The sequence below is a fragment of the Actinomadura bangladeshensis genome (assembly GCF_004348335.1).
Lineage (GTDB): Bacteria > Actinomycetota > Actinomycetes > Streptosporangiales > Streptosporangiaceae > Spirillospora > Spirillospora bangladeshensis.
In genome coordinates, this window is sequence record NZ_SMJW01000186.1 from 1 (window position 1) to 15,932 (window position 15,932).

13 protein-coding genes and 1 pseudogene are annotated in these 15,932 nt (G+C 68.3%); 9 read left to right on the forward strand and 5 right to left on the reverse strand.

Features of this window, described 5'->3' with window-relative positions; genetic code table 11:
• Window positions 1-294: 294 nt before the first annotated feature.
• The 9 genes from E1284_RS28755 (at window position 295) to E1284_RS28795 (ending at window position 8,938) form a co-directional block, all read left to right on the forward strand.
• Window positions 295-2,100 carry a multicopper oxidase domain-containing protein gene (locus tag E1284_RS28755; RefSeq protein WP_243714804.1) on the forward strand — a complete coding sequence of 602 codons (1,806 nt, stop codon included), beginning with the start codon at window positions 295-297 and terminating at the stop codon, window positions 2,098-2,100.
• Between the two features lie 174 nt (window positions 2,101-2,274).
• Window positions 2,275-3,186 (forward strand): hypothetical protein, encoded by a 912-nt coding sequence (locus tag E1284_RS28760; RefSeq protein ID WP_131943291.1) that lies wholly within the window; start codon window positions 2,275-2,277, stop codon window positions 3,184-3,186.
• Window positions 3,187-3,263: 77 nt separating this feature from the next.
• Window positions 3,264-3,503 carry a hypothetical protein gene (locus E1284_RS28765; RefSeq protein WP_131943292.1) on the forward strand — a complete coding sequence of 80 codons (240 nt, stop codon included), beginning with the start codon at window positions 3,264-3,266 and terminating at the stop codon, window positions 3,501-3,503.
• A 97-nt stretch (window positions 3,504-3,600) separates the two neighbouring features.
• Window positions 3,601-4,569 carry a suppressor of fused domain protein gene (locus tag E1284_RS28770; protein WP_131943293.1) on the forward strand — a complete coding sequence of 323 codons (969 nt, stop codon included), beginning with the start codon at window positions 3,601-3,603 and terminating at the stop codon, window positions 4,567-4,569.
• Between the two features lie 55 nt (window positions 4,570-4,624).
• Window positions 4,625-5,344: a TetR/AcrR family transcriptional regulator C-terminal domain-containing protein gene (locus E1284_RS28775; RefSeq protein ID WP_131943294.1), complete on the forward strand. Its 720-nt coding sequence runs from the start codon at window positions 4,625-4,627 to the stop codon at window positions 5,342-5,344.
• 127 nt (window positions 5,345-5,471) lie between these two features.
• Window positions 5,472-6,452 (forward strand): NAD(P)-dependent alcohol dehydrogenase, encoded by a 981-nt coding sequence (locus E1284_RS28780; protein WP_131943295.1) that lies wholly within the window; start codon window positions 5,472-5,474, stop codon window positions 6,450-6,452.
• A gap of 130 nt (window positions 6,453-6,582) precedes the next feature.
• Window positions 6,583-7,641 carry an SRPBCC family protein gene (locus E1284_RS28785; RefSeq protein ID WP_207924002.1) on the forward strand — a complete coding sequence of 353 codons (1,059 nt, stop codon included), beginning with the start codon at window positions 6,583-6,585 and terminating at the stop codon, window positions 7,639-7,641.
• A 127-nt stretch (window positions 7,642-7,768) separates the two neighbouring features.
• Entirely contained in the window at window positions 7,769-8,671 is a 903-nt protein-coding gene (locus E1284_RS42650; RefSeq protein WP_207924003.1) for a hypothetical protein, read from the forward strand.
• Window positions 8,672-8,692: 21 nt separating this feature from the next.
• Window positions 8,693-8,938, forward strand: a complete 246-nt coding sequence (locus tag E1284_RS28795) for a hypothetical protein (RefSeq protein ID WP_131943296.1) — start codon at window positions 8,693-8,695, stop codon at window positions 8,936-8,938.
• A gap of 52 nt (window positions 8,939-8,990) precedes the next feature.
• Here the strand turns inward: E1284_RS28795 and E1284_RS28800 are convergent, their stop codons facing one another.
• The 5 genes and pseudogenes from E1284_RS28800 to E1284_RS44120 form a co-directional block, all read right to left on the reverse strand.
• Complete coding sequence (locus tag E1284_RS28800) at window positions 8,991-10,742, reverse strand: serine/threonine-protein kinase (protein WP_131943297.1); 1,752 nt, start codon at window positions 10,740-10,742, stop codon at window positions 8,991-8,993.
• Window positions 10,743-10,775: 33 nt separating this feature from the next.
• The gene (locus E1284_RS28805; protein WP_131943298.1) at window positions 10,776-12,041 is read right to left on the reverse strand and encodes an McrC family protein; all 1,266 of its coding nucleotides are present in this window, start codon (window positions 12,039-12,041) and stop codon (window positions 10,776-10,778) included.
• Complete coding sequence (locus E1284_RS28810; protein ID WP_131943299.1) at window positions 12,041-14,515, reverse strand: AAA family ATPase; 2,475 nt, start codon at window positions 14,513-14,515, stop codon at window positions 12,041-12,043. The genes E1284_RS28805 and E1284_RS28810 overlap by 1 nt, the downstream gene beginning before the upstream one ends.
• A gap of 90 nt (window positions 14,516-14,605) precedes the next feature.
• Entirely contained in the window at window positions 14,606-15,148 is a 543-nt protein-coding gene (locus E1284_RS44115) for a WD40 repeat domain-containing protein (protein WP_131943300.1), read from the reverse strand.
• Window positions 15,149-15,267: 119 nt separating this feature from the next.
• Window positions 15,268-15,930, reverse strand: a pseudogene (locus E1284_RS44120) (serine/threonine-protein kinase); the annotation flags it as partial.
• Between the last annotated feature and the right edge of the window lie 2 nt (window positions 15,931-15,932).

Genomic DNA, 15,932 nt, shown 5'->3' on the forward strand with positions numbered 1-15,932 from the left:
ACCAGGCCACGACGTGCGCGAACCGTCCGCCCAAGGCGCTCCGCCCGCGCAGGGCGAGCACCGCGATGTGCGCCGCGACGACCCCCACGACGCCGGCCGCACCGCCGACCGCGAGCGCCGCGTAGGCTGCACGCCGCGCACGCGCAGGTCAACATCCTGGGCTGGGTGGGGCTCGCGGTGCTGGGCACGCTGTTCACGCTGTGGCCGACCGTGCTGCGCACCCGGATGGTGGACGGGACGGGACGAATCGCCCGCTGGTCACTGCGCTTCGCCGTGCCGGGGCTCGCGGTGGCGGTGGGCGGCCTGCTCGCCTCGCTGCGGTGGGTCGTGGTCGGCGGTCTGCTGGTGTACGCGGGGGCCGCTGCGCTGGCGCTGGTCCCGTTCGTCCGGACACTGCGGCAGCGGCGGCCGCACACGGCCGCGTCCTGGATGCTCGCTGCGGGGACGGCCTGGTTCGCCGTCACGCTGATCGTGGACGCTTCGCGGCAGAGCCTCTCGGGGCTGCTCCCGCTGGTGCTGGTCGGCTTCGTGGGGCAGACGCTGCTGGGAGCGCTGACATTCCTGCTGCCCGTGGTCCTGGGCGGGGGACCGGCCGCCCTGAAGGCCAACTCGGCGCTGATCGAACGCTTCTGGGTGGTGCGGGCGGCGTTGATCAACGCCGCGGTGCCGCTGCTCGTGCTCCCGGTGCCCGAATGGGCTTCGCGCGCGGCATGGATCGTCGTCCTGGCCGCACTGGCCTCCTTCATCGTGCTGGCGGTCGCCACGATTCTCCGGTCTCACCGTCCGTCTCCGGTGATCGCGGGCCTGGCCGCCGGTGTTCTGCTGACCGCCCTGGCCGTCGGGGTGACGGTGGGGAACGGCGACTCGTCGTCCTCGCAGACGGTGGCCGCGTCGGGGACGCGGGTGGTGGAGGTGACGCTGGCGAACATGCGGATCCGTCCGGGGACGATCGAGGCCGCCCCTGGTACGCGCTTGGTTTTGAAGGTGACGAACAAGGATGCGATGCGGCATGACCTGCGCCTGGAGTCGGGTCAGGCGACGCCGATGCTGGGTCAGGGCGAGTCGGCGACGCTGACGGTGCCGTCGGTGAAGGGCACGGTCGACGGCTGGTGCACCGTGCCCGGTCACCGCGCGGCCGGGATGACGATGCAGATCAAGTCGACGTCTTCCTCCGGGCCCACGTCGGCGATGGATCACCAGGCGATGGGCCATACGGCGATGGGGACGGGGCAACTGGACCTGGCGGCACCGATGTTGCCGGGGTGGAAGCCGTATGACGCGGCGCTCAAGCCCGCGCCCGGTGCCAAGGAGCATCGCCTTGAACTGCATGCGACCGACCGTGTGTTGGAGGTGGCGCCCGGGGTCCGGCAGACGATGTGGACGTTCGGCGGCACGGTTCCGGCCCCGGTGCTGCGCGGCAAGGTCGGTGATGTCTTCGTCATCACGCTGGTGAACGACACCACCATGGGTCATGGCATCGACTTCCACGCCGGCACCTTGGCTCCCGATGTGCCGATGCGCACGATCCAGCCCGGGGAACGCCTGACCTACCGGTTCAAGGTTCAGCATGCGGGTGCGTGGTTGTATCACTGCTCGACGATGCCGATGCTGCAGCACATCGCCAACGGCATGTACGGCGCGGTCATCATCGACCCGCCGGACCTGCCCCGCGTCGACCGCGAATACGTCCTCGTTCAGGGCGAGCTGTACCTCGGGCAGCCCGGTAGCGACGCGCAGGTGGGCAAGATGCGCGAGGGCCGTCCGGACGCGTGGATGTTCAACGGGACCGCGGCCGGCTACGACCATGCCCCGCTGACGGCTCGTGCGGGTGACCGGGTCCGGGTCTGGGTGGTGGACGCCGGGCCCTCGTCCGGGACCGCGTTCCATATCGTCGGCGCGCAGTTCGACACGGTCTATAAGGAGGGCGCCTACCTGCTGCGCAAGGGCGACCCGGGCGGCGCGCAGATCCTGGATCTGGCTCCTGGGCAAGGCGGTTTCGTCGAGACCGTCGTCCCCGAACCCGGCCACTACCCGTTCGTCGACCACGACATGCGCCACGGCGAAGGCGGCGCCCACGGCATCCTGAAGGTCACCGACTGACGAGACCTAGCCTCTGCCTGGCCCCACAACTTGCGACTAACCGGCAAAGCGGGCGCCCCGCCCCACCGCCGGTGACCAAGGGGAGTGACTCACCTTGACTACTTTGTCAAATGATCCGCACGGCAGGCTGTTTTAACACACTGAGACGAGTCGATTACCGATAGTTTGCTCATCATGCCGTCCACAGAACACGAGGTGCCGCTGGCGATGGTCCGCAACCAGCCGGCCCTCGTCCCGACGATATTGCGGACCGTCTTCGGCCTGGACACGCCCGGGGACGACGACAGCGCGACGATCACCTCCGAGTCCTTCGCGGACCTGAGGCCGGCCGAGTTGCGCTGCGACGCCACCGTCCTCCTCGACGACCCCAAGAAGCCCAGCCACGGCACCATCGTGGAGTCGCAGCTGCGCTACGACGAGGCGAAGACCTTCAGCTGGCCCGCGTACACGGCGCTCCTGCGCCATCGGCACAAGTGCCCGGTGACGCTGCTGGTCTTCTGCCCCACCCTGGCCGTCGCTCGCGCCTGCGCCAGGCCGATCGACATGGGACACCCCGAATGGGTGCTCAGGCCGCTGACCGTCCACCCCGGGATGCTGCCGGCCATCACCAAGCCGGCCGAGGCCCGCCGATTCCCCGAACTGGCCGTCTACACCGCCTCCGCGTACGCCGACGGCCCGGACGCTGACGCCGTCCTGGCCAGCGTGGCCGCCGCCATCGACGTCCCCGCGACGGACGACAAGACCAAGGAAACCGCCGAGCTGTATCATGACTATCTGGTGAGTCAGCTCTCCGAATCAGCCCGCAAGCTCCTGGAGGAGATCGTGCAGACCGCCGGATACGAGTGGCAATCCGACTTCGCCAAGTCCCACATCGCCAAAGGTGAGGCCATCGGCGAGGCCAGAGGCGAAGCCAAGGGCGAGGTCAGGGGCGAGGCGAAGATGCTCCTGCTCGTGCTGGAGGCTCGCGGGGTCTCCGTCTCCGACGCTGTTCGCGAGCGTGTGATGAGCTGCACCGACTCCGACCAGCTCGAGCGCTGGGGGAAGCGCGCCGCGGTCATCGACAGGGCCGAACACCTCCTCGACTGACGACTTGTCACGGCCCCGCCCTCCGTGCGCGGGGGCGGGGCCGTCCGATGCCCGCACAACCGCGACGGGAAGAGATCGTGATCCTCGAGCACTACGAATGGCAGTCGCGCATGGCCAGCACCAATCGCGCCAAGGGTTTCGGTGAGGGGTTCGCCGAGGGGATGGCCACGGCGCTGGCGATCGTGCTGGAGACCCGCGGGATCACCATCCCCGAGGAGATCCGCGAGCGCGTCATGAGCTGTACCGACACCGACCAGTTGGAGCGCTGGGTCCACCGCGCCGCTGTCATGGACACGGCCGAGTCCCTCCTCGGCTGACTCTCCTGTTTTCGCGCGGCGGCGGTCGCGGAGGGGTGAACCATGATCAGGTTTCGTGCGTCTGTACGGGACGTGTGGTTCGTCCAGAGGGAGCGGGATGCTGAACGTTGACGGGTGGAACGCGATCGACGCGGTGCTCAAGGCGCGGTACGGGGACGCGCAGCGTCTGGAATGGAATGCGCCGATGCCCTACCGGCCCATGGGGCCGATGCCGATGGGGCAGTTCGTCACCAATACGATCGCCGTCTATCCGCGGGACGAGCCCGTGCCGCACTGGCATCTCATCGGGTACGCGCTGACCGCGCCGTTCGAGGAACGCGGCTATGAGTTCACGCTGCGGGTGCCGCGCCGGCCCGGTGAGACGGTCGCGCCGAACTGGGCGATGGGGCACCTGGAGAACCTGGCGTCGTACGTCGCGAAGAGCGGCAACGACTTCGAGGCGGGCCACTACATCGAGTTCCCGGATCCGCTCGATCCCGACCGTCCCGGCTCGGCGATCCGGGCGGGCGCGTTCGTCCTCGACCCTGAGTTGGGGCGTGCCGACACGTCGCTTGGGAAGGTCGCCTTCCTGCAGTTCGTCGGCATCACGACCGATGAACTGCATGCCGCGCAATCCTGGAATGTCGAGGGCCTCGTCGGTGCCATCGCGCCGCACCTTCCGGCGCTGGTGACCAATCTGGACCGGATGTCGCTCGCGGACGTCCCCGGCGTGGCACGGACCGTCCATGAAGGGTCGCGGCGCGACGGGTCCGGCACGGGATTCCTGTTCTTCCACCAGCTCGGCGCCGACACGTCCAACGGCGTCGTGCTGGAGATCGGTGCGCAGCACGTTCCGCAGTTCACCCGGGTGCTGCCCGCGCGCGTCCCGCACGGGAACCCGCTGATCCTGCGGGGGCCGGGCCGTCCCGTCGTGCTGCTGCCTGGCCCGCAGGTGACGTGGAGCGGCGCCGGCGAGGCCCTGGAGATCACCCTTCCGGACGCCGTGTGCCACGGCATCGCCGAGGCGATCCGCCCGCAGCCCGGCGCCTACCGGGTGGGCGGCCTGACCGTGACCGTCGTCCCCTGACGGCCGCGCGGGGCAGACTTACCGCGTACGGGTAGGGTGGCCGGGAGGACGATCCATGATCCCACCCACCGATGTCGACGACGAGCAGGCCGAGCGGCCGCGGATTCCGCTGAGCCGGAGGCGGGTGCTGCGCGCCGCGGTGGGGCTCGCCGACCGGGACGGCCTCGACTCCCTGACCATGCGCCGCCTGGCGCAGGAGGTCGGGGTCGAGGCGATGTCGCTGTACCACCACGTCGCCAACAAGCAGGCCGTCTTCGACGGCGTCGTCGAGGTGGTCCTCGGGGAGATCATGGCGGCGGTGGAGAAGGCCGGGGGACCGTCCCCGGAGGAGGACTGGCAGGCGGCGCTGCGCAGCCGGATCCTCGCCGCCCGGCAGGTTCTCTTGCGGCATCCGTGGGCTCCGCAGTTGCTCGAGTCCCGGAGCGGTGCCAGCCCGTTCCTCATCGCCTACTACGACCGGGTCGTCGCGCTGCTGCGCGCGGGCGGGTTCTCGTTCGACCTCGCGCACCGGGCGCTGCACGTCCTCGGCAGCCGCGCCCTCGGGTTCACCCAGGAGCTCTTCCGGGCGGACGGCGCCGGGACGTCGAACGCCGAGGGCGCCGCGATGGCGGAGGCCATGGCCGACCAGTTCCCGAACATCGCGGGAATGCTGGTGGACGCCGTCCACGACGACCCGGACGGCACGCTCGGCTTCTGCGACGACCAGTTCGAGTTCGAGTTCGCGCTCGACCTGATCCTGGAGGGGCTGGAGCGGCACCGCGCCGCCGGTCTGTAGCCCGAGCACGCTTCGCCTTCCCTGGCCCCTTGACTGCCTTACGGCGTACGATTACCTTACGACGTATGACAACCTTACGGCGTACGAGGCGCCGTCCGGGAACCTTCGGCAGTGGAAGGACGGCGCCATGAAAGCCTGGACCTGGGACCGCTACGGCCCGCCCGACGTCATGACCCTCGCGGACGTCGACGAACCCGCCATCACGCGGGACGAAGTGCTCGTGCGCGTCCGGGCCGCGTCCGTCAACCCCTATGACTGGCGGTACGTGCGGGCCGACCCGGCGCTGGCGCGGCTCGCCAACGGTCTGCGCCGTCCGAAGCCGGGCCTCATCCTGGGCGCCGACTTCGCCGGCGTGGTCGACCGGGTCGGCGACGGTGTGACGGGTGTCCAGCCGGGGGACGAGGTCTTCGGCGAGGTCCGGCTGGGCTCGTTCGCCGAGGCCGTCGCCGTCCCGCAGGACAGGCTGGCCGTCAAGCCCGCCCGGCTCACGTTCGAGCAGGCGGCCTCGGTGTCGATGGCCGCGCACACTGCTCTGCAGGGACTGCGGGACGCGGGGAAGATCGCCGCCGGCGGGCGGGTCCTCGTCAACGGGGCGTCAGGAGGGATCGGCACGTTCGCCGTCCAGCTGGCCAAGGCGCTGGGGGCCGAGGTCACCGGCGTGTGCAGCACCCGGAACGTCGAGCTCGTCCGTTCCCTGGGTGCAGACGAGGTCATCGACTACACCCGCGAGGACTTCACCGAGCGAGCGGGGCGATACGACCTGCTCATGGACATCGTGGGCAACCGCTCACTGGCGCACCTGCGCCGCCCCCTGACCTCGCGCGGGAGGCTCGTGCTCGTCGGCGGTATCGCCTCGGGCCGCGGCCGCCTTCTAGGCCCGGCCGCGCAGCAGCTCCGCGGTGCCCTGACGTCCCCGTTCGTCAGCCGGCGCATCACCTCCGTCAGCTGGAAGCCCAACTCCGCGGATCTGCGCTACCTGGCGGAGCTCATGGAGAAGGAACAGGTCACCCCGGTCATCGACCGGACGTTCCCGTTCGCCGAGATCCCCGACGCGCTCCGCTACATCGAACCTGGGCACGCCCGTGGCAAGGTCGCCATCACCTTCTGACAGCCCGTATTCCGCGCGTATGCGGCGGGTAGATCTTTCCTTTTCCCAGGTCAGTGACCGTTTAGCCCGTTTCGTCCTGGCTTCTTTGGCTATGGGGTCTGGGAGATAAGGACGTCTACGAGGAAGCGAAGTGGTGACCGTGACGGGGACGGACACCGGAGACCGCGGCAGCCCCAAGCCCACGGAACTGCCGGTCGAACAGCTGAAGGACGCCATCCGGGAGCTCGGTCAGGCGCTCATGGTGCGGACCCTTGAGAAGGCCGGCGGCCAGGTGGAGGGCCTGACCCAGCGGATCAACGATGCCGCGGGCGACGGTGCGGGGACCGGCGCCAAGATGGCGGCCACGGGGGCGAAGAAGATCGCTCAGGGCGAATCTCCGCTCAAGGCCGGCGTCGGCGCGGGCGTGGCGGGCGCGAAGGACAAGGTGAAGAAGGCCGTGGGCGGCGGCGACGGCAAGAGCAAGAGTCGCGGCAAGACCAAGGTGGTCAACATCGTCGAGGAGTTCGACGTGGGCCTGCCGCGGCGCGTCGCCTACGACCAGTGGACGCAGTTCGCGGACTTCCCGAGCTTCACCAAGAAGGTCGAGAGCGTCGAGCAGGAGTCCGACGAGAAGATCAACTGGCGGGCGCAGATCTTCCTGTCCCATCGCAGCTGGGAATCGACGATCGTCGAGCAGGTGCCGGACGAGCGGATCGTCTGGAAGTCCAAGGGCGCCAAGGGCTACGTCGACGGTGCCGTGACCTTCCACGAACTCGCCCCCACCATGACGCGCGTCCTGCTCGTGGCCGAATACCACCCGGACGGCTTCTTCGAGAAGACCGCGAACCTGTGGCGCGCCCAGGGCCGCCGGCTCCGCCTCGACTTCAAGAACATCAAGCGGCACATGATGACGCAGACCCTCCTGAACCAGGAGGAGACCGAGGGCTGGCGCGGCGAGATCCACGACGGGGAGGTCGTCAAGACCCACGAGGACGCCCTCAAGGAGGAGGAGGAGTCTCAGGAGCAGGAGACCTCCGGCCAGGAAGAGACCGACCAGGAAGACAAGTCTCAGGACACGGAGGCCGCCGAAGGCGGGGAAGAGACCGGCGGGGAAGACAAGCCTCAGGACACGGACGCCGCCGAAGGCGGAGAAGAGACCGGCGAGGAAGAGAAGTCCGAGGACCGGGAGAAGGCCGCTACCGGTGGCTGACGCTCCGCACGTTTCTCCTGCCTGATCCGGGTAGCGGAGCGAAAGGGCAGCGATGCCCAACCGAGTCACGGGGGTACCGATGGGCAACGATGGACCGGACGTTCACCTCGATGTTCCGCAGCTCAAGGTGGACGAGATCACGCTCGAGGTCGAGGACCTGCGGGCGCGCGTCTCCCTGTCCGCCGAAGTCCTCGACCTGCTCAGGCTGAACGTGGGCGCGGACGTCGTCCTCGGCAGGGTCGACCTCGGGATCAAGGGAGTCGAGGCGCAGGCGCTCCTGGACGTCCGCCTCGACAACGTGGCCGTGATCATCGACCGGCTGCTCACCAGCCTCGAACGCAACCCGGAGATCCTCCAGCACGTCGGACGCGGCGTGGAGTCGGCACTGCGCGACGTGGGCTCCGGAACCGGAAGCGCCGTCCGCGACGTGGGAACGGGCGCGGGTGGTGCCGTCCGTGAGGTGGGAGAAGGCGCGGGCGGTGCCGTCCGGGACGTGGGCCGCGGCGCCGGTGGGGCGGTCGACCGCGTCGGTGCGGGCGCTGGAGAAGCCGTCCGCGATGTCGGCACGGGCACCGGAGACGCCGTCCGAGACGTGGGCTCGGGGACCGGCGAAGCCGTCAGCGACGTTGGGTCGGGGGCTGGGGACGCCGTCAACGACGTGGGCAAGGAGACCGGAGGCGCCGTCCGCGATGCGGGGACGGAGGCAGTGGGCGCGGCCCGCGACACTGCCCCGAACACCGACGCGGTGACCCAGGACCAGGGCGAGGACACCGGCGGCGCCCCTGAGACGACCAGCGACGAAAAGCCCGACGCAGACTCCGAGCCGCCCGGAAAGCCCGAGGCAGAGGACGAGCCGCAACCTCCCGAGGCCAACTCCGAACCCGCCGGAAGCGACGAGGAGAGCGAGCCGGAAACGTCCGACGATGCCGAAGCCCAAGAGAAGGGCACGCCCCTCCAGGACGCTCTCCACGACACCGAGGAGTCGGTGCGCGACCTGGGGCGTGCTCTGCTTCGCATGCTCTCGCAGTGACCCGGCTGAGGAGGCATCACCATGGACCACGATGAAACGCCACCAGTGGAGATCCTCTTCTCGGCCGACGTGAAGGCCGACGAAGTCCACTTCAACACCGCGCCCGAGAACTCGGTGGTGTTCACCGGCGACGCCGCCGTGGAGTCCACGTCGGGAAGCACCCGGACCAACCTGCCGGACGAGGTAGAAGAGAACGTCACCTACCGCGACGTTCGAATCCATTACATGATCGAAGCCAAACTGCCGCCCGCTCCGGGCTCCCTCTAACGCGTGCGGACGGCATGTCCACTCTCGCGCGCCGGCACTGGCGGAGAACCTTTTACGCGACGAGTTCCGGTACGGCCTCCAAGGCGGTGAGCAGGTCCGCAGCATGCTGGAAGCGCTCGTTGGGGTCGCGGCGCAGGCAGGTGTGAAGCACCTGCCGGAATTCGCGGGAGCACGGCAGCCCTGACACGTCGATGTCCACCGTCAGGAGTTTCTGCAGGACGTCCATCGCGTTGTCGGCCTCAATGGGAGGGGCGCCGGTCAGAGCGAACACCATCGTCGCCCCGAAGGCGTAGATGTCCCCGCGGTGGTCGAGCGGCTTGCCGTCGACCTGTTCGGGGGCCATGTAGTGCGGCGTGCCGATCATGCTGCCGGCACCGGTGATGTCGGCCGCCTGCGGATGCCGCGCGATGCCCAGGTCGATGATCTTGGGTTCGTCCCGCTCCGGCAGCATCACGTTCCCCGGCTTCATATCGAGCCGGAAGACGTTCTGGTGCTCCAGGTAGACCAGCGCGTGAGCGAGTTTGGCGCCGATGCGCGCGACCTCCTCCGCCTGAAGCGGCCCTTCTGCGACGAGGTCGGTCAGGGTCGGTCCGTTGACGAATTCCATGATGATCGCCATTTGGTCGCGGCGTTCGATCGCATCGAAGTACCGGACGATGTTCGGGTGGTCGAGCGCGGCGAGAATCTTGATCTCACGCCGGAAACGCGCGGACAGGGATTCGTCACCGATGAGCGCCTGGAGCATTTTCACCGCGACCGGACGGCCCAGCACCTCGTCGTGCCCGAGCCACACCCGGCTCATACCGCCCGCGCCGATGACCCGTTGCAGCCGGTACCGCCCGATGACGATCTGGGATCGCTCCGTCGGCGGGTTCGCCGGCATTCCGAGCGCCGCCCGCTCACTCTGGCTGCCGCGGGCGAAATCGAGCAGCGCCCGTTTCACGCCGGAAGCGAGTTGGTAGACGGCCTCCTGTGCGGCGGGAACGTCGCCGATCAGGGTCGCGTCACCGTCACCAGCACGCCGCAAGGTCTCCAGGACTCCGTGATCGGCCAGGTGGCGGAGGAGTTGCTCGACCGAGCGCGGTGATGCCCGGAGCAGCGGATCGAGTTCGCCGGCGTTCCCGTCCGCGGCGAAGAGGTCGGCGGTCCGGAACGGTTCGCCTTCGCTGCGCAGCACCCAGTCGATGACGTAGTACGCGCTCAGCCGGCGCCGATCCTCGTCGATCGGAACGGGGAGCTCGACATCGGTCTCGGAGTAGGCGAGGAACTGCGCCTCATGAGCGAGGGAACGGGTTCGCTTGGCCGTGAGACTGACCTTGGGCACGACCGTCTTGAGCGCCGACCCGCCGCCCGCGTCGGCGACCGCACCGCGCTCCAGCGCGTCCGAAACGGTCTGCTTGAACGACAGCGAGGTCCGCATATAGGCCAGCACCAGCGACTGCTGCGTCTCGGTCGGCAGCCGCGCCAGCAGCCCTTCGTCGTTCAGGCTCTCGAATATGCGCCGGACCAGGGCGAACAGGAGCCGGTCGGTGTCGGTCGAACGCGCGATGTTGAGCACGACCGGCACGACCAGTTCCCCGCGATCACCGTCACGGACCAACGCGTCCAGGGCGCGCAGCACGGTGGTGGACTTCCCGGCACCGCGAAACCCGCTGATCAGAAAGGTGCCGCCTCGCGAATACGCGATGCGGTCCCGCAACTCCGCCGCCAGTTGCTCATTGCCCAGGGACGGGATCGCGTCCATACCGTCCCGCAGCGGTTCGTGCACGTAGCGGAATGACCTTTTCAGCGGCAGACTCAGCACGCGGGCCCCCTCGCACACGAATATCCCTGCAGTTTACCGGTGAGCCGCCGGAACCATCAGCCTGCGCAGTTCGCCGGACAATGCTTCCCGCTCGGCCACCGACCGCAGCACTTTCGGCAGGTTGACCGCCACGTACGTCACGCGAGCCGCCGCGTTCCCGTCCCCGCGATGCAGAGCGACCGTCCTGGGTGCGACGTCGCGATCACTCGCGTACACGATGAAGGCGGCCGGTGTCTCCTCCGAGCCGCCCGCCGCCTGCGCGTACACGAAACTCTGGAAGAGATCGGAGGAGGAGACATTCCGTTCCGCGTACAACTTGTACTTGGCGTCCACCGAACAACGCCGCCGCCCCTGGACGATCTGAACATCCGGCCGAATGTCGGTGTAGGAGCCGCCTCCCTCGCCCCGGATCGCGCTGGGCAGGCTCTCCTGCGCCCGTACGATGACACCGGATCCGGTGAAGGCGTCCCGCAGTATCTGCGTGACGAAATCCTCGAACAACTGGTTCATGTCGACCATGAAGGCGTGGGTCGTCCGGCTGTGCCGCGCATGGCGATCGGTGAAGAACGAACCCTCCAGCAGCATCCGCGCCCATCGATGGGCGTTGCGGTAATGCTCGTTGGCCCGGTGGTAAATGAGACGCTCCACCGCCGACCGCACATCGAAAACACCGACAGCACAAACGCCGGCGAAGTCGGCGGCCAGCCGCCGAGCCGCCGCACGCACATCAGGGTCCTTCGCCGTGCGGGCCGCGAGGTGAAGAGCCGCCCCGCACAACCGGTTGTCGAGGATGTCGGCGCTGCGCTCGTCATACCGGCATTCCAGCCGGTCCAGCATCCCGAACCGCCGCGTGACCTGCCGCTCCACCAGCAGCCGCCCCCGGACGACCGGCAGTACGTTCTCCCGCCGCAGATAGTCGCGCCGCAACCCGTGCCGCAGCAGCCACTCGCATTCCCGGGTCAGCAGCAGGCACACGAGGTCGCGCAGATTCAACCCGGCCCCGAGCCGCCGGAGCAGCGGCAGTTCGCGCAGGGAACGCAGCCCGGCCGCGTAGTCGAGCATTTCCAGAACACCCAGTTCAGACCCGGCGAGTTTCGGCTCGACATGGACGGACACGCAGTCGAGTTCCACCACCCCCACATGCGACCCGGCGACGATTTCCAGAGCGCCGTCCCGGAGCCATCGCAGTGTGATCCGCTTGGCCACTTCCTCGGACTCGACAACGGCCAGGTCCGCCGCGCTGGGCTCAAGGCCCGGTACCCGCCGGCTTTCATATTCGGCGACCGTGACTGTGTCCACTACTCGCCCGCGTTCGCCTGGAGTTCCGACGACAGTGCCTCGACAAGCCGTTCATCGCTCAGCCCGGCGACGGTGTGCGCCTGCACGTCCACGATTTCCTGGCCGAGGAACCGGGACAGCATCGAGTAATCGTCGTAGGCGTACTCCTGGAGCAGCGGCAGCACCTCGGTCCGGACGATGGCCGCCAGATCGGACTCGCTGTCGACCGGCTCCCCGCCCGGCATGAAGAACGAGTGCCCGATCTGCCGTTCCCGCCCCAGTTCCTTCACGACCCGGCGGTTGAGTTCCCGCAGCAGCAGCCCCAGGTCGACGTCCCCGACCTTCTGCCCGTCGAGGACATCGGTGTCCGGCAGCAACTCGTGGAACGCGAACCGGCGCCGCAGCGCGGAGTCCAGAAGCCGGATACTGCGGTCCGCCGTGTTCATCGTGCCCAGCAGGTAGACGTTGGACGGCACGGCGAAGCGCCCGCCGGACGGCAGCGTGACGTGCATGCCCCGCTTGTCCGGCTCCAGCAGCGTGATCAGCTCCCCGAGGATCTTCGGGATGTCGCCCCGGTTGATCTCGTCGATCAGCACCAGGTACGGCCGCTCCGGGTTCGCCGAGGCCGCCCCGCAGACCCTCTTGAAGACCCCGTCCCGCAGCACCAGCCGCAGTCCGCCGCCCTCACCCTCCGCCGGACGGAACCCTTCGATGAAGTCCTCATATCCGTACGCGGGGTGGAACGACACCTGCGTCAGGTATCCGGCCTTCTGCAAGGTATCCAGACCGTGCCGGAACTCGGGTGTCCCGTATTCGGTGAGAACGTCTAGGCCCATGCCCGGCAGCCTCGTCGCCAGCCACCAGAAGGCGAATCCGAGGCTGGTGTAGGTCTTGCCGGTGCCCGGCGGCCCGTACAGGACGGCCTGACCCTTGCGCGCGAGGAGGTCGGCGATCTGCTCGAACAGCGGGTTCACCGAGATGACCGATGGTGCCGAACTCTCGCCGCCCGTGGCCTTTCCTTCTCGTAGGGTCTTCCACATGTCCGCCGAGACTTTTGAGACGGTGACCATCCCCCACGCCGCCTTGGGCTCCGGCAGCAGTTGCGCGAAGCTCGTGTCCCACTTGACCGCAACGGTGTGGTTGTATCGCGTGCGGTCGGACCGCCATTCGTATCCGGGCTCGGTCACGGTGCCGACCGCGAGGACCTCCTTGGTGCCCTTGTTCGCCACCACCAGGTCGCCGGGCTTGAGTTGCGAGAATTGCCACAGCTCGTTGGCCTTGGCTGAGATCTTGCTCTTGTAGCCCTTGTACTCGCCGGAGTAGGCGACTTCGAAGGCCAAGCGGAAGTCCTCTTCGGAGGCGAAGGCGGTGAGGTCTCCGACATCGTCCCACCCGACGCAGATATATCCGCCTGTGAGGCAGTCGTCCCAGTACATGGCCTCGTCGCCGGGGGCGACCTTTAGGATCCTGGTGGTGATGGGACGCGGGTCCGCCCATTCGTAGAGGACCATCCCCACCTCGTAAGGGTGCCATCCCGCGAAACGCTCGTCGGCGTCGATGACCTGCTTGAGGCGTTCATGAGCCCCGAATGCCTCCAGCGCCGAAGCGTTCTCTCCGGTGAGATGAAACAGGAAGGAACGTACGTGCTCGCGACTGAAAACGGGGATGACGGCGTCGGGGATGTAGCAGGAGATCGCTTTGGCGATGAGTGCCGATCCGGAGCGCAGGGAGCCGATGGTGTCGATATCGCTGATACGGCCGTCGGTGGCTAGTTGGAAGGCCTGCAGGAATCCGTCCCGCACCCGCCGCCAGGCTTCCCGCTCATCGTCGTATTCTGCGGGGTAGTACCACGAGCTCTCGGCTTTGCGCCAGTAGATGAGGTGCTTCCCGGCGTGCCTGCCGCCCAGACTGCCCAGTTCGGGGGTCCCGAACTCCATCCGGTAGCAGAAGGACTCCTTGGAGCGGGGGGTCCCCAGCGCGTAGTTCTCGAGCGGCATGGAGGGCCAGGCCTCCATCGGGAAGTCATTCACGACCTGGACGATCGCCGCCTTGATCTTGGCAAGCGCTTCTGCGTGCGCCGCGCGGTCGAACCGGGCAAGGGCGGTCGACAGCGCTTCTTTCGGGATCCTGCGTCCGCCCAGTGTGGTGAGCGGCACGAGGGTGCACGTCCGGCAGACCTGGGAGACGACGCCGCCCTGCCCGTTGCGCAGCCCGGCGCCGGCGCCGAACGCCAGTCGTCCCTCTCTGTCGTCCCTCGGGGCGGACGCGAGCAGGCGTTGCCACAGGTCCTCGTCCGGATCCGCATAGACGATCGGTGGCTCCGGCCTGTCAGTGAGGTGTCCGCACACCTTGTCGTGATGGATCGCCCCTCCGCCGTGCGGAGAGCAGAACACTTCGCCGGGGGAGCGACGCAGCTCGAACGCCTGCCCGTCGTAGTGGACGATGCGGCGCCCATCGGGGCTTTCGTTGACAGTGACGTTCAGCCCAATGCCCATACTCAATTCGTAGTGGTTCGAGGCAGGGGGGATTCAACCCCTGGTAAGAATCCTGTGGCCGACTCAGGACACTCCGCAACGGGCGGCGGCTCACGGCATCGGCGTCAGCCGGACCGTGCTGTCCTTGCCGGCGCTGGCCAGTAGCTCGCCGTCCGGGCTGAACGCGATCGCACTGACACTGTCGGGGTTGTCTTTGAGGAGCTTGACGGGTTCGCCTGTGGCCGTGTCCCAGAAGCGCGCCTGACCGCCGGTGGCCAGGATCGTGCCGTCCGGGCTGAACGCCACTGAGCGGTTCCCTGTCGTGCCAACTGGCAGCGTGTGGGTCTGGTCGCCTGTGTTCACATCCCACAGCCGCGTTTCCCGACCGCCATGGGCGGTGGCCAGGGTTCTGCCGTCCGGGCTGAAAGCCACTGCTCCCACAGAGCCTGCGTGGCTGAGTAGTTCTCGGATCGGGCGGCCCGTGGCAATGTCCCACAACCGCACCGTCGAGTCGTGGCTCGCGGTGGCCAGAGTGGTGCCGTCCGGGCTGAACGCCACCGCACGGACGGTGTCGGTGTGGCCTTCCAGGACGCGGGTGTCGGAGTGGTCTGCGGACGGTGCTGTGGCGGACTTGCGGCTCGTCGGTACTGGCACACGGGATGAGCCCGGATCACCGGCGGCCGAGGGGCGGGACGGGAGATCGCCTCAAGGGCTTCGGTGGTCTTTTCGGCTGTGGCTCTGCCGGCGGGATCCTTCACCAGAAGCCCGGCCAGTACCTCGGTGAGGGGCCCCGCGTGCTCGGCCGGCCGGGGCTCTCTGGTCAGGATCGCGTTGAAAAGTGAGGCCATGGTGGGTCCGGTGAACGGAGTGACTCCCTCGACCGCCTGGTACAAGGTCACGCCGAGCGACCAGAGGTCCCACAACTCAGTGGCGTCCTGCCCTTCGATCTGTTCGGGGGCCATGAAGGCCGGGGTGCCCAGGATGGAACCGGTGAAGGTCATCCTGGTGGCGTCGGCGATACTGGCGATGCCGAAGTCCGTGATGATGGTCCGCCGCCCTGCCAGGAGAACGTTGTCGGGTTTCAGGTCCCGGTGCACGATGCCCGCCGTGTGCGCCTCTCGGAGCGCGTCCAGGATGGCCGCACCGATCTCGGCCACCCGCTCAACCGAAAGTCGCCCCTCCTGCTCGATCAGAGAGCCCAGCGACGGGCCGGCGAGGAACTCCATCACTATGGCCGGGGCGCCCTCGTGCGCGACGACATCATGGACGGTGACGATCCCTGAATGGGTGAGCCGTGCCGTGGCGCGCGCCTCCCGCAGCAGCCGCTGGGTCAACTCGTGGCGCTGATCGTCCGTGAGTCCGCCGTGCAGCAGGATCTGCTTGACCGCAACCGGACGGTCCAGCACGTCGTCGTGGCCGCGCCACACCCGCCCCATCC